This is a genomic window from Mycobacterium paragordonae, assembly GCF_003614435.1.
Classification (GTDB): Bacteria; Actinomycetota; Actinomycetes; order Mycobacteriales; family Mycobacteriaceae; genus Mycobacterium; species Mycobacterium paragordonae.
Genome location: NZ_CP025547.1, coordinates 191057 through 205154, shown reverse-complemented (window position 1 = coordinate 205154; position 14098 = coordinate 191057). Strand labels below are relative to the sequence as shown.

At 64.2% G+C, this 14098-nt stretch carries 13 protein-coding genes and 3 pseudogenes; 11 read left to right on the top strand and 5 right to left on the bottom strand.

Annotation, left to right across the window (positions count from 1 at the left end; translation table 11 throughout):
- Positions 1-7 precede the first annotated feature (7 nt).
- From C0J29_RS31175 to C0J29_RS34205, 4 genes and pseudogenes are all read left to right on the top strand, one after another.
- Positions 8-646 (top strand): Fic/DOC family protein, encoded by a 639-nt coding sequence (locus C0J29_RS31175; RefSeq protein WP_084023518.1) that lies wholly within the window; start codon positions 8-10, stop codon positions 644-646.
- 511 nt (positions 647-1157) lie between these two features.
- Positions 1158-1475, top strand: a pseudogene (locus C0J29_RS31170) (Fic family protein); the annotation flags it as partial.
- A gap of 647 nt (positions 1476-2122) precedes the next feature.
- Positions 2123-2515, top strand: a pseudogene (locus tag C0J29_RS34910) (AbiJ-related protein); the annotation flags it as partial.
- Between the two features lie 93 nt (positions 2516-2608).
- Positions 2609-2752: pseudogene (locus C0J29_RS34205) on the top strand (glycoside hydrolase family 6 protein); the annotation flags it as partial.
- Between the two features lie 71 nt (positions 2753-2823).
- On the opposite strand, the gene C0J29_RS31155 reads toward C0J29_RS34205, so the two are convergent.
- The 4 genes from C0J29_RS31155 to C0J29_RS31140 all read right to left on the bottom strand — a co-directional run bounded on the left by C0J29_RS31155 (position 2824) and on the right by C0J29_RS31140 (position 5683).
- The gene (locus C0J29_RS31155; RefSeq protein WP_084023516.1) at positions 2824-3099 is read right to left on the bottom strand and encodes a cytochrome C oxidase subunit IV family protein; all 276 of its coding nucleotides are present in this window, start codon (positions 3097-3099) and stop codon (positions 2824-2826) included.
- Positions 3099-3686, bottom strand: a complete 588-nt coding sequence (locus tag C0J29_RS31150; protein WP_084023515.1) for a cytochrome c oxidase subunit 3 — start codon at positions 3684-3686, stop codon at positions 3099-3101. Before C0J29_RS31150 ends, C0J29_RS31155 begins: the two co-directional genes overlap by 1 nt.
- Positions 3687-3694: 8 nt before the next feature.
- Positions 3695-4474 (bottom strand): hypothetical protein, encoded by a 780-nt coding sequence (locus C0J29_RS31145; protein WP_120795100.1) that lies wholly within the window; start codon positions 4472-4474, stop codon positions 3695-3697.
- Positions 4475-4654: 180 nt separating this feature from the next.
- The gene (locus C0J29_RS31140) at positions 4655-5683 is read right to left on the bottom strand and encodes an NAD(P)H-dependent glycerol-3-phosphate dehydrogenase (protein ID WP_236725544.1); all 1029 of its coding nucleotides are present in this window, start codon (positions 5681-5683) and stop codon (positions 4655-4657) included.
- Between the two features lie 42 nt (positions 5684-5725).
- Here C0J29_RS31140 and C0J29_RS31135 point away from each other — a divergent pair, with 42 nt between their 5' ends.
- Positions 5726-6667, top strand: a complete 942-nt coding sequence (locus tag C0J29_RS31135) for a hypothetical protein (RefSeq protein ID WP_244218050.1) — start codon at positions 5726-5728, stop codon at positions 6665-6667.
- Between the two features lie 26 nt (positions 6668-6693).
- Here C0J29_RS31135 and C0J29_RS31130 read toward each other — a convergent pair whose 3' ends face one another.
- Positions 6694-7479 (bottom strand): FadR/GntR family transcriptional regulator, encoded by a 786-nt coding sequence (locus C0J29_RS31130; protein ID WP_120795099.1) that lies wholly within the window; start codon positions 7477-7479, stop codon positions 6694-6696.
- 99 nt (positions 7480-7578) lie between these two features.
- Between C0J29_RS31130 and C0J29_RS31125 the strand changes: the two genes are divergently transcribed.
- The 6 genes from C0J29_RS31125 (at position 7579) to C0J29_RS31100 (ending at position 14073) form a co-directional block, all read left to right on the top strand.
- Complete coding sequence (locus C0J29_RS31125; protein ID WP_084023512.1) at positions 7579-8670, top strand: acyl-CoA dehydrogenase family protein; 1092 nt, start codon at positions 7579-7581, stop codon at positions 8668-8670.
- Positions 8671-8779: 109 nt separating this feature from the next.
- Positions 8780-9946, top strand: coding sequence for an acyl-CoA dehydrogenase family protein (locus C0J29_RS31120; protein ID WP_084023511.1), 1167 nt, complete (start codon positions 8780-8782; stop codon positions 9944-9946).
- On the top strand, positions 9946-10713 hold the full coding sequence (locus tag C0J29_RS31115) for an SDR family NAD(P)-dependent oxidoreductase (protein ID WP_084023510.1): 768 nt from the start codon (positions 9946-9948) through the stop codon (positions 10711-10713). The genes C0J29_RS31120 and C0J29_RS31115 overlap by 1 nt, the downstream gene beginning before the upstream one ends.
- Positions 10713-11915: a thiolase family protein gene (locus C0J29_RS31110; RefSeq protein ID WP_084023509.1), complete on the top strand. Its 1203-nt coding sequence runs from the start codon at positions 10713-10715 to the stop codon at positions 11913-11915. Before C0J29_RS31115 ends, C0J29_RS31110 begins: the two co-directional genes overlap by 1 nt.
- On the top strand, positions 11912-13138 hold the full coding sequence (locus tag C0J29_RS31105) for an acetyl-CoA hydrolase/transferase family protein (protein ID WP_084023508.1): 1227 nt from the start codon (positions 11912-11914) through the stop codon (positions 13136-13138). The genes C0J29_RS31110 and C0J29_RS31105 overlap by 4 nt, the downstream gene beginning before the upstream one ends.
- Positions 13135-14073, top strand: coding sequence for a hydroxymethylglutaryl-CoA lyase (locus C0J29_RS31100; RefSeq protein ID WP_084023507.1), 939 nt, complete (start codon positions 13135-13137; stop codon positions 14071-14073). The genes C0J29_RS31105 and C0J29_RS31100 overlap by 4 nt, the downstream gene beginning before the upstream one ends.
- Positions 14074-14098: the final 25 nt, after the last annotated feature.

The window sequence follows — 14098 nt, the reverse complement described above, 5'->3', positions numbered from 1 at the left end:
GCCTGGAGTGCCGCACCCCTGGGAGACCGGCGATCTTGAACAGAACTGGCAGGGCTACTTCATCCCCGGCACGAGCATTTTGCGGAACCGGGCCGGCGCCCAAACATCGGAAGCGCTTCGCGACGCGGAGAACGATCTTGTTGAGGCACGTGTCATCGAGCTTCGTGAGGCCCCCGAACTTGTGGGTGAGCGCACCTACGATCTGACGTATCTGCGAGCGATCCACCGCCAGCTTTTTCAGGACGTGTACGTCTGGGCCGGTGATGTGCGGACCGTCGGCATCGAGAAAGGTGGCGAATCCTTCTGTCCGCCAGGCAGCATTAGCCAGCCGATGACCCATATCGCCGCAGAGATCCACCGGTTCAACCAACTCAAAGCTGTTCCCGAGGCTGACCTCGCACCCACCGTCGCCTACCTGTACGACTACGTGAACTTCGCCCATCCCTTCCGCGAGGGAAATGGCCGCTCCACCCGCGAGTTCTTCGATCTGCTCCTGTCCGAACGGGGCGCCGGACTCGACTGGCAGAAGACAGACCTCACCGAGTTGCACAGCGCATGCCACATAGCGCGAGCCGAATCCGACCTCGGAGGGCTAACGGCGATGTTCGCGACAATCCTCGACGATGACCCCGCATACGAGTTCTGATCGGACGAGTTGCCTACACCGGCGGGCAACACGCACGCCTTATTCATGGATAACTGTTATTATGCATGAAATATTCCCCCGCCGAGCCGTCCTCGTCGGGTCCTGCACCTGTCTCGCATCGACGACGACGGGCCGCAGTGGTTTCGTGCGTTTCTGGCCGACCGGGCCACTCGCAAGCCCTCACCGCACACGACCGCCGCGTTTGGGCGCGGACTTCGACGCGATCGCGGCCGTGCCGTGCGGACCCGAATACCTGCAGCCGGTCGACCGATAAGGAATCTCGGTTGCGCTACCGGTCGGCCATCCTATGGGATGACGATACGTCACTGTGACGCATTCTAAGGTTAAACACGCTCCAGCCCAGGACATCTCGTGTGCTTCCGCTGATGATCCACAATATCCTAGACGCGGGCCCTGACTACTTTGACAAGACGTCGGCGCGTCCGGGCCTTGTTAATCTTCGTTGTAAGAGTTTCATTTCAGCGCAGTTGAAGCAGTTCACACGCTAGCGCCTCCTTCGGCGACGTCAACGGCCGACGCGATCGATCGGCCAAGCCCGGCAAGCCCCGAGGCTGAGCTCGCCCGCACCGTCGCCTACCTGTACGACTACGCGAACTTTGCCCATCCCTTCCGCGAGGGCAACGGCCGCTCCACCCGCGAGTTCTTCGACCTCCTCCTCTCAGAACGCGGCGCTGGCCTCGACTGGCAGAAGACCAACCTGACCGAGTTGCACAGCGCATGCCACGCCGCGCGAGCCGAATCCGACCTCGCAGGGCTGACAGCGATGTTCGCGAGAATCCTCGACGCTGACCCTGCATACGATTTCTGATCGGGCAGGGCGGCCGCCTAGCGTTCTGACTCGACCGCCGCTCGTGGACCTCGGCAATCGCCATGGGTCCAGCCGACGCGGCGGCCAGCCGTCGCTGAACGGTGAAAGTGTTGTCGCTGTTTGTGGCCCTTCAGCTTAAAGTCGAAGGGTGATCATTGAGTGGCAACGAGATGCCTCTGATCCGCGCTCGGGCGGGGTAGTCCTGGACGGCCTGGTGGTGATGCGCAGGCCCGAGGAATCGCGGGTCTTGGCCCCAGAACGCTCGGACACTCCCTGCCCAGGCGGCGCGCCCCTATTCATGGATAACCGGGAGTCCGCTCAGCATGGATGCGCCCGCGCACAGACGAATCCGCCCGCAGCCCCATCGTGTGCCAGCCCTCCGGGATGATTAAGGCTGATGGCCACAGTTGACGCCGCAGCGCTGCGCCCGCTGCTGCATGAGCCCCCTCGTTTCCGGCACCCACGACCAGATCAGCGATAGGTTGAATCGTCTGGGACTTGCGCTCGGCGAGGGGACGAAAGCCGAGCGGGTGACAGCAGTCCTCAACGATCTGTCGGGCGAGGAGCTGGTCCGTGTAGCTCAACGTCTCCTCAGTGCCGATAGCATTTGGCCTGAGTTGCGTAATCGGATTGAGGACGTGCTGTAGGTGGGCCAGGAACCCATTATTTGGGAGAAGACTCGCCGCAACTTGGCAGCCACGCTGCACATCGAAGACCTAGTCGCTGACCCCGACCGGTTCGATGCAATGCTCGATCGCTGGTGGGTGCTCGGAACACCGGGTTCGTTCGATGGAATCTTCCCCGAGACCGACACGTCAACGCTTGCACAGGTATCCGGCCCCACCAGCGACTCGGCGCGTCTTCGCAAGGAGATCGATCGGCATGATTTCCGCATCTCGGACTGGTCCGTTGAGCGGCTATTCGACGAGCTCGGTGCATTTGACGCGGCGGACCGACGTTTCGCAGGCTTCCTCGAAGAACTGGTGTCGCACAAGGTCGTTGTTCGCGAGGACGCCCAACGCCGGATCGTCGACGCGGTAAATCCGCATCTTTGTGAGGTTCACCTTGAGCTCTGTGAGGTCGACGCCGAAGGCGGGTATGTTGTGTCCTGCCTGGTATCGGACAGTCGACCGCCCTTCTACGTCGACCCGGCATCGGCGGCCATGGGCGCGCACAATGCCAATCCGGGGACTGCACAGCTGACCGCCATCGCCAACACACGGCAGGCATGCTGGCTGGACCATGCATTTCCGGCCAGTTCGGTCGGCGGGCGGGTTGGCGTCGACGATGTCGATTTAGTTGTCGACCGGATCGGGCACCGCGGAATGGCAGCACGCGGGAAGTTGCGTCACATGACTGCGGGGGTCGCGAACCAGAAGCCCAGGATCACCGCCGCCACCCCAACCGGCCAGGCCTCGAAGGCGATGCGCACCGGTATCGGCGCGCCTCTTAACTCCATGAAGTCGAGGATCACGTACCTGACTTTCACCGCGGCGATCAGGAAAATCCCGATCACGGCGACGGGTGCGCTGAAGAGATCCTGGGACAGCCCCCATGTCGTCATGCACGTCAACAACATCAGGCCCAGCCACACCATGGTGACCCGCTCGCGCAACATCGACATCAGACCGCCCTCATCAGGTACAGCAAGGGAAACAAGACGATCCACAACAAGTCGACCAGGTGCCAGAACGAGGCCACGCATTCCGGCATCACCCGGCGTGAGCTATCCCAGGCGCCGCGCCGCGAACGGATCCATAGAAAGGTCAGCAGACCGGTGCCGACCAGAACATGGGCGAGGTGGATCCCAGTCAGTGTGAAGTACCACATGTAAAAGGCGTCGGTGCCCGGCGTGATGCCATGGGCGAACTTCTGGTAGTACTCGGTCGACTTGGACGCCACGAACATCAGGCCGGTTAGCACTCCCCCGAGCAGGTACCGGGGCACACGGTCGATGAGGTCACGCTTGAGGGCTTGGATGGCAAGGGCAACTGACCACGAGCTGGTCAGCAGAATCAGCGTGTCGATGCCACCCAGGTTCATGTTGAGCGTGTGCCGGGAGGCCTCGAACAGGACCGGGTTTTTTAGTCGATCCTGCATAAAGCTCAAGAACAGAATCGCGAAGATAACAGCGTCGGCACCGATGAAGACCCAGACGCCGTCCACACCGGGAAGGCGCTTGGGCTTCATGCGCTCGGCGACAGCGACCACCGCGCCGACTAAGCGTTCACGAGCCCGGCGGCCTCGTCCTCCGCCTGCAGCCTGGGGATGGCCTTGATGATGAAGAAGGACAGGCTCGGAATCCAGAAGAACCAGGTGAAGAACGCGATCCAGAAGCTGATCACGCCGTTGAAGGCCAGCGGCCCGGTCGTCACGAACGGGATCGCGCTGACCGCGAAGAACGATGCGAAGGTGACCCAGCCCAACCAGCTGACGGCGTCCGGGACCAGCTTCTTCTCCCGCTTGTCCCGCATGAACACGATGCAGCAGGCGGCAATCTGTAACGAGGTGACGAAGTAGGCCAGGTCGAACAGCAGCCAACCCATCCAATAGAGCATGTGCATGATGCTCGGGTCGAGGTTGTTGACCTCGTGTGCGGCGGTCAGCCAAATCGCCAAGGTCACCATGACGGGCGCACAGGTAATCGTGCCACCCATCATCTCGAGCTTGGATAACAAACCGCCGGGACCCTCGATACGTTCCATCACTCGGGAGACCACCACGCTGAACGCCATGTAGAAAGCGGTCATCGTGACGCAGATGCTCAATGCAATCAACAGCGGAAGCCTGAGTTCGACGAAGTGCGCCTTGACCTCTTCCGGCGTCGCGCTGGGCGGGAATGGCGGCATGTTGCGAGCGACTATCCCCCAAAGGACGAAGACCGCGAACAGAAAGACGGGCCCGGACCACGCCAGGATCTTCCACGTCTTGTAATCGGTCGGGTACGGCGACACGTCACGTGCCGGTACCGGCGTACGGGGTTCGGCATGTATTGCCATCGGAAACTGCTCCTCAACGGTGTACGAGGGGAATCGACGATCCGATTCCACTGGTGACTTCTGTAGATACCAACATCGTCACCGCTGCGACGGTCGGTGGCTTCCCCCGAAAGAGCACCTTTTGCTCTCCATTTCGGGGCACTGAAAGACCTGCCGCCGCCGGCGAAAAGAACGTGAATGCTAGAAACCCGCCCCGTGGACTTCGTGGCCGGGTTGCTCGGCCCCGAGGCCGCGGTATGCGCCTTCGGGTGTTGCGCCGTGATTGATGACGGCGTCGACTTCGCGAGCGATCGGCATGGTAAGGCCATATTTCTCGGCGAAATCCATTATGACGCTCGCAGCCTTCACGCCCTCAGCGACTTGATTCATCGACGCGATGATTTCGTCGATCGGCGTGCCCGCGCCGAGCTGCTCGCCGACATGGCGGTTGCGGCTGCGCTGGCTGGTGCAGGTGACGATGAGATCGCCGATACCGGCCAGCCCGGCGAAGGTGTCGCGGTGCCCGCCGGCCGCCTCGCCCATCTTGGACATCTCGCGCACCGCCCGAGTCATCACCATCGCGCGGGTATTTTCCCCGATCCCGAGCGAGTAGCCCATGCCGACGGCGATGGCGTAGACGTTCTTCAGCGCGCCCGCCATTTCGACGCCAACGACATCGTCGGTGGTGTATGTCCGAAATCTCCTGGTGCGGAACAGCTCTGCAAGATTGGCGGCCAGATGCTGGTCAGGCATTGCCAGCACGGCCGCCGCGGCATAACCCTCGGCCACCTCGCGGGCGATGTTCGGCCCGGCCAGGATGCCGGCCGGATGTCCGGGCAGTATTTCGTCGACGATCTGGCTCATCCGCTTGTTGGTGCCCTGCTCGAGACCCTTGACCAGCGACACCACCGGCACCCATGGGCGCAGCTGACCGGCCAGCTCTGCAAGCACCTTGCGGAAGCCGTGCGACGGCACACCCATGACGACGACGTCGGCGAGATCGGCCGCCTCCACGAAGTCCGTTGTGGCGCGCAACGTGCTGCTCAGCGCGACGTCCTTGCCGAGATAGCGGCTGTTGCGGTGGTTCTCGTTGATGTCTTTGGCCGTCACCTCCGACCGCACCCACTGCAAGGTGGGCCCGCGACGCGCGCAGATGGACGCGATAGTGGTGCCCCAGGAGCCCCCGCCGAGGACGACGACGCGGGGTTGGCGCTGAGCGGGTCTGTCCATGTTCGCCTTCATTTCCGCTACGACGCTCGTGACTTCGCAGACATGACCATGTCAGGGCCATCCTCACCGATGCGGCCGGCGCAGGCTTCCCCCGAATGGGGCAATTTCGCCATCTCCTCCTGGGCGCGGCCCCGGTGCGGCCCGCCCGTGAGAACAGCGCCACTTGACCCATGGTATTATGGTCAGACCATTGATATGATTTCTCACCGCATGCCTGATCTGGGATCCGAGAGGCTGAACATGCAAGAAACGGAACGCCTTGGCTCGCAGAAGATCGGGCTTTGGTGCAACATGATCTTCGTCGCGCTGACCGCCGTCGGCTGGCTTGGCATCGCTCACTTCTGGGCGCCCGCGCGGGCGGACCTCGGCCTCGACGCAACCAAGGTGTGGTTCACCGAAACGCATCAGTCGGGTGTGCTCGTCGGCTGCTCGCTTTTCTACATCGCCGCCGGAATCCTTACGCCCGGTTCGATCGCGTTCGGCATCATGCTGGCGAAGATCGAGGGACGGTGGCCGCTGTGGTCGCTCACCACGGCGGTGTGCGGAGTCTTCATCTCATTGATCGTGTTCTTCAATGCGTGCGCGTGGATCGTGTCGGCATATCGAAAAGACAGCGGGGCCGACGTCATCCAGGCCTTCAGCGACTGGGCATGGTTCGCCTTCCTGCTCGGCTGGATCTACTTGACGATCGAGATGGTCGCGACGGGCGTGGTGGAACTGATGGACGACCGGCCCGAACCGATGATCCCGCGGTGGCTCACCTGGCTGACGTTCGCCGGTGCCGCCACAATTTTCTTCGCGGCGGGCCCGGCGTTTTTCAAGAGTGGGCCGTTCGCATACCACGGACTGCTCGCCTTCTACCTACCGGTCGGCATCTGGGGTGCGTACCTCACCTTGACCACCTTGTACATGCTGAAGGAGCTCAAGCGCACACGCGTGGAGCCCGAGATTCGTGAAACTGTGGCGGCTACCGACGGCAGTTGATCCAGCAGGGATCGCCCCGGCTACGGTTACTCCCCCACGGCGGCGTCGCCGACGACGACCGCCTCGCGCCCGTCGGATTGGGCCAGTGCGCCGGCATAACTGTGCACATGCCGGCGCATGCGACGTCCGGCGGCCGTGGCGTCGCGTTGCCGGATCGCCGTGGTGATTGCGCGGTGTGCGTGGCCGGTGACAGCGCGAACCTCGTTGTCCACAAAGGCCGCATTCCTGGTGCCCGCATAGATCGCCTGCGAAAGCGCCATCATGAAGCCGATCAGCAGTTCGTTGTGACTGGCCATTGCAACGCCCACATGCCAATCGAGGTTCGACTGCAGAAACTGATCGAGATCGGCCGTTAGGTCGGCGATCGCTTCGTTGGCCCGGTCCAATTTGGTCAGGTCCTCGTCGGTGCGGTTACCGGCGGCCAGCTCGGCGCAGAACGGCTCCACGGCCTCCCTGGTCTCCATCAGGTCGGCGAGTTTGATGTGCCTGCCCCGGATGAGCATGCTCACCGAGTTGGCCATTGACTTCGTCGTGGGACGCTGTACGAAAGCACCACCGGCACGTCCGGCTTTGACCCTCACGAGGTTCTGCACCTCGAGGATGCGCAGCGCTTCCCGCACCGTGGCACGACTCATCTGCGTCTGTTTAACCAGCTCACGTTCCGCCGGCAGTGGGGTGCCTTCCGCGAGTTCGCCATTGAGGATCCGCTCACGAAGCTGGCCGGCAAGCACATCAGACGCCTTCGGGACTTCGACGGGACTGAGCCTGACCCGGGATCGCGAGGGTGTGCTCGAAGCGTCCGCTGCTTCCATTACACGCCCCTTATGTTTATGGTCAGACCTAAGATACCATTTCTTTCATTGAACCGTTAAGGGTTCACCGGTACCCGGCAGCCAGGCAGGAGAACACTGATGCGATGGGAGCTCTCCGAAGAGCAGACGCTGTTCACGACCTCGCTGCGCGAGTGGTTGGGTGAACGCGCCGGCTCGGCGACCGTTCGGGGTTGGTTGGATGCCGGGGACCTGTTCAGCTTCGAGCGCTTGTTCGTCGGCGAAGGCTGGGCCGGCGTGGGATTTGCCGAGGAGGTCGGCGGCCAAGGTGGCGGCCTGCTGGAACTTGCTCTGACGGCGCGGGAGCTGGGCCGCGCGGCAGCGCCATCGGGCGCCTGGCTGCAGTCGGCGATCGCCGCTCCGGCGCTGGCGGGGGAGCCGGCGATAATGCGCGAAACCTGTTGCCCAGGTTCGGAATCCGGTGACTTTGTCGCCTTGGCGGTCCGAGCGGACCGCATCCCCGCGGCAATCCCCTCCGTGCAGAGCTCAGCCGGTCGACTTCACGGACGGATACCGTGTGTTCTGGGCGCCGCTCACTCACGGCGATTGCTGGTCCCCGTTCCCGACGGCGACGCCGTGTCACTGTGGCTGGTGGACACGGCAGAGGCAGGTGTCGGCATTCAGCCGCGCTCGCTGCTGGACCGCTCGCGCGATGTCGGCGATGTCGCCCTCGACGACGTCACGGCACGCCGGCTCGAGATCGACACTGCCCCGACGCTCAGTGAAATTGCCTCCCGGGCAGCCGTTTTAGTTGCAGCCGACGCCTTGGGTGCAGCTGAACGCATGCTCGAACTGGCGGTCGAATACAGCAAGCAGCGTAAGCAGTTCGGTCAGCCGATCGGTGCATTCCAAGCGGTCAAACACGCCGCCGCCCAGATGCTGGTCACAGTTGAGTCCGCCATGTCCATCGTGTGCTACGCGGCTCAGTCGGCAGAGGAAGGTCTGCCTGAGCGCGCGACCCACGCGGCGGTCGCCAAGGCCCAAGTCACCCGCGGCAGCGCCGAACTGGCCGACAGCGCGCTTACCCTTCATGGCGCGATCGGCTACACCTGGGAGCACGATCTGCAGCTGTTCTACAAGCGGGCCAAACTCGACCGTGTGCTGTTCGGCACACCGGCGGCCTGGAACGAGCGCATCGCTGCCGCGCTACCACTCCTGCCCGCCCTCGCCTGACCGCCCGAAGGTGACCACCACCTCACCGACCCGCCTTCCTTTTTGGTCTGTCCATTAGTATGATTGGCGCTTAGACCAATTACTTCCGACGGTTCGAGCGGAGCACGTTGTGGACTTCCAGTTGAGCGACGATCAGCAGACGATCCGCGCTGCAGTTGCCGAACTTGCGGGCAAGTTCGACGACCAGTACTGGATGACCAAGGATCAACAGCACGAGTTTCCAACCGAGTTCTACGACACGTTCGCCGAGGGCGGCTGGCTCGGCATCACCACGCCGGAGGAATACGGGGGTCACGGGTTCGGCATCACCGAGGCATCCATCCTGCTCGAGGAAGTCGCGGCCAGCGGAGCCGGCATGAACGGCGCAAGCTCGATTCACATGTCGATCTTCGGAATGCATCCCGTGATCGTGCATGGCTCCGAAGAACTGAAGTCGCGCACACTGCCGCGCATCGTGACCGGGGATCTCCATGTGTGTTTCGGAGTTACCGAGCCGGGTGCGGGTCTGGACACCACCAAGATCACCACTTTTGCCCGGCGCGAGGGCGATCACTACGTCGTCAGCGGTCGCAAGGTGTGGATCTCCAAGGCGCTGGAATCGGAGAAGGTGCTGCTGCTGACCCGCACCACGAAGTTCGAGGACGCCGCGCGCAAGACCGATGGAATGACCTTGTTCCTGACCGACCTGGATCGCAACAAGGTCGACATCCGCCCCATCCCCAAGATGGGCCGCAACGCGGTCAGCTCGAACGAGCTGTTCATCGACGGCCTCGAGATTCCCGTCGAGGACCGCGTCGGTGAGGAAGGCCAAGGTTTCCGCTACATCATTGACGGGCTGAACCCGGAACGCTGTCTGATCGCCGCCGAGGCGCTGGGCATGGGGCGCGCCGCCCTGCGCGCGGCGGTGCGGTACGGCAACGAGCGCGAAGTGTTCGGCCGGCCGATCGGAATGAACCAGGGACTGCAGTTTCCCCTGGCCGACTCGTTGGCCAGGCTGGACGCCGCGGAGCTGATGCTGCGCAAGGCCACCTGGCTCTACGATCAAGGGAAACCCTGTGCGCGCGAGGCCAATACGGCCAAGTACCTGTGCGCCGACGCGGCTTTCGATGCCGCCGACCGCGCACTGCAGACACACGGCGGGATGGGGTACTCCGAGGAGTATCACGTGGCGCGATACTTCCGCGAGGCGCGGCTGACCCGTATCGCTCCGATCAGTCAGGAGATGGTGCTCAACTACCTGGGTGAGCACGTGCTCGGCCTGCCGAGGAGCTACTGATGAGCCAACAGCGTGACGTCTTCCGGCTCGACGGGCGCTCGGCGCTGGTGACCGGTGCGGGCAGTGGCGTCGGCGAGGCGATCGCCCGTGCCTTCGCCGCGGCTGGGGCTGCGGTGCTGGTGACCGATATCGACAAGGACGCCGCGGTGGCAGCCGCGGACTCGATCACCGCGGCCGGCGGTACCGCACAGCCGTTCGTTCTCGACGTACGCGACTCGACGGCAGCGATCGAAGCCGCCGCGGCGGGGGCGGAGCTTGGCGGGGGTGCACTGCACATCCTGGTCAACAACGCCGGGGCCATCGCGCCGGCGATGTTTGCCGACCTCTCGGAGGAGAACTTCCGCCGCATCGTCGACATCCACCTGGTGGGCAGCTTCGTGTGCAGTCAGGCGGCGCTCAAGCGCTTACCGACAGACGGCACCGGGCGCATCATCAACGTCACCTCCGCGGCAGGCATCACCGGGACGATCGGCCAGGCCAACTACGGGGCCGCCAAGGCAGGCATCATCGGCCTGACGAAGTCGCTGGCCCGCGAACTGGCGCGCCAATCCATCACGGTCAACGCTGTCGCGCCGCTCGCGGCCACCGCCATGACGGCGAACATCCGCAGCAACGAGAAGCTGGCCGCCAAGACTCTGGCCCGAATCCCGCTGGGGCGCTGGGCCTTCCCGGACGAGATCGCACCGACGTTCGTCTTCCTTGCCTCGGACGCCGGGTCCTACATCACCGGACAGGTGCTGCCGGTCGACGGCGGGACGGTGATCTGATGAGCCACACCGTGACGGGGCCGTTCGCCTCGACAGGCCGCGAGGTCTACATCGCCGAAGCCGTACGCACACCCACCGGCAAGTCACATCCCGAACGTGGCTGGTACCGCGACATCCACCCCAACGCGATGCTGGCCGCCTGCTACACCGAGCTGATCGCGCGCAGCGGGGTCGAGCCGGAACTGGTCGAAGACCTGGTGATCGGTTGCACCGCCCCGTTTGGTGAGCAGTCACGCAACATCGGACGCAACGCCTGGCTGCAGGCCGGGTATCCGCCCGAAGTCCCGGCCACCACGCTCGACCGGCGCTGCGGCTCGGCGCAGACCGCGGTGGAAATGGGGGCGGCGCTGGTGGCCTCCGGCACTCACGACATTGTGATAGCCGGTGGCGTCGAGCACATGGGCCACGTCCCCATCGACTCTCCCGGCAAGATCTCCGAACTCTACGGCGATCCCTGGACAGCCGAGTTGCGCGACCGCTACGCCTTTGTGCACCAGGGTGAAAGCGCCGAGCTGATCGCCGACCGCTGGCAGTTGGGCCGCGAGGAGATGGACGCCTTCGCCGCGCGTTCCCACCAGAACGCCGCCAAGGCCATCGCCGACGGCCGGTTCGTCGCCGAGATGGTGCCGATGACCCTCGACGGCCAGGTCCGTTATGCAGACCAATGCGTACGCGCGGAGACCACGGTGGAGACGCTGGCCAACCTCAAGCCGGCGTTCCGCAAGGGCGGTGGACGCATCACCGCCGGGTCGTCGTCGCCGATCAGCGATGGCGCGGCCGCGGTGCTGCTGTGCTCCGGGGACGCCGCCCGTCGGCTCGGGTTGCGCCCGCGTGCCCGCATCGTCGACCAGACCACCGTCGGTGTCGATCCGATCATCATGCTGACCGGGCCGATCCCAGCGACGCGGAAGTTGTTGCAGCGCAACCATCTCAACATCGACGACATCGATCTGTTCGAAGTCAACGAGGCGTTCTCCTCGGTGGTGCTGGCCTGGCAACGCGAGCTGCGCCCCGATGTCGAACGGGTGAACGTCAACGGTGGCGCCATCGCGCTCGGTCACGCCGTCGGCGCGACCGGGGCCAGGCTCATCGCCACCCTTGTCGCTGAACTCGAGCGCCGCGAGGCCGACCTCGGCCTGGTGACGATGTGCTGCGGCGGCGGTCTGGGGACCGGAACGCTCATCCAGCGGGTACCCGCGTGATCGATTTCCGCGAGTATCTGACGGCTGGCGCCGGCGTCTGGTGGGGTCAGGCTGCCGCGGAGCCACGTCCCCTGGTCGATGCGTTGATCGAGCAGAGCGGGCAAATCGGCCCGTTTCGAGTTTTCACCGGGTTGAGCTGGAACGACCAACTCGCCGTGAGCATGCCCGATGCGGTGTCGATGGTCTCCTACGGCGGGCTTGGTGAGCTGCGAGAGCTCAGCAGGTCGGGGCGCCTCGATGTGGTGCCATGCCACTACTCGGCGCTGCCACGCATGTTCGCCGAACACCTGCTGCCCTGCGATGTCGGTCTGGTGCAGGTGTCACCGCCCGACGCCGACGGGATGTGCTCTCTCGGTGTCGGCGTCGACTATGTCGCCGACGCCATTCCCCACACGCCGGTGCTGATCGCAGAGATCAACGCGCAGATGCCGGCCACCCTGGGAACCCCGCGGATACCTGTCGAGCGGTTCGCCGCCACCATCTCCACCGACCGCGCGCTGCCCGAGGATACGGTACGAGCCCCCAACGAGGCCGACCGTGTGATCGCCGCCCGGATCGCTGAACTCATCGACGACGGAGACACCATTCAACTGGGCGTCGGGTCGTTGGGATCCGCGGTGATCGACGCCCTCATGGGCCACGAGGACCTGGGCGTGCACACCGGGATGATCACCGACGGCCTGCTCAGGCTGATCGACAAGGGTGTGGCTACCGGCGCCCGTAAAGAGATCGACACTTACCTGGCTGTCGTCGGGACCGCGCTGGGATCGGCAGGACTGTACCGGCGGGTGACCGACCTGCCCGTGCGTTTCCTTCCCACCAGCTATACCCATGCGCCACAGGTGCTTTCACGACTGCATTCGCTGGTGTCGGTCAACTTCGCCGTCGAGGTCGACCTCAGTGGCCAGATCGGCGCCGAGGTCAGCCGCGGCGTATACGTCGGCGCAGTCGGCGGCCAGGTGGATTTCACCAGGGCCGCCGCTTTGACCGGCAAGCGATCCATCATCGCGGTCCGGGCAACCTCGCGCGGCGCCTCCACCATCAAGACCACGCTCGAAGGCGGCGTGGTCACCACCGGGCGCTCAGACGTCGACACGGTCGTCACCGAATACGGCACGGCGCACCTGCGCGGCTGCAGTCTCGGGGAGCGCGCACGCAGGCTGACCGCAATCGCCGCACCCGAGTTCCGTAACCAGCTCGACCAGGAAAGGACGCTACTGTGAAGTTGCCCGCCCACGTCGAAATCCGCGAGGTAGGTCCGCGCGACGGCTTCCAGAACGAACCAGAAACCATCGCCACCGACGACAAGATCGACCTGATCAACCGACTGGCCCACACCGGGCTGCGCCGCATCGAGGTCGCCAGCTTCGTGCGACCCGACGTCATCCCGCAGCTGTCGGACGGCGTCGCGGTGTTACGTGGCATCCAAGTGCCCGATTACGTCTCGCTGATGGTCCTGGTGCCCAACAGCAAGGGACTGGACAATGCGCTGAAGGTACGCGAAACATTCTCCGAAGTGGCGATTTTCGTCAGTGCATCAGAGACACACAACAAGAAGAACGTGAACCGGACCATCGCCGAGTCGATGGCCGACAACGAGATCATCGCCAAGCGCATCGTTGCCGAAGACCTGCGCTGCGCTGCCGTCATCGCCACGTCCTACGGTTGTCCATTCGAGGGTAAGGTGCCCCTGCAGCGGGTGCTCGACATAGCCGAACAGTTCGCCGCCGCGGGCGCCACCGAGATCGGCTTCGGCGACACCACCGGAATGGCTAACCCCGCCTATGTCGGTGAGTTCTTCGCCGCTGCCATCGAGCGACTCCCCGGTGTCGAGGTCACCGCCCACTTCCACAACACCCGCGGCCAGGGCTTGGCCAACGCATACGCCGCCTTGCAGGTTGGCTGCACCAGCTTCGAATCCAGCTTCGGTGAACTCGGTGGCTGCCCGGTGCCGGCCGGTTCGACCGGAAATATCGCATCCGAAGATCTGATCAGCATGTTCGAGGAGATGGGTGTGTCCACCGGGGTGTCGCTTCCCGCGATGATCGACGCCGCCCGCGCGGCCCAGAACGTGCTCGGCCGCAAACTGACCAGTCACTCGATCGTCGCCGGTCCGATCGACTGGGCGCCGAACCCGGACGCTCCGTCCTGCCGCTAGACCCTCCCATCACTCGTCTCAAAGG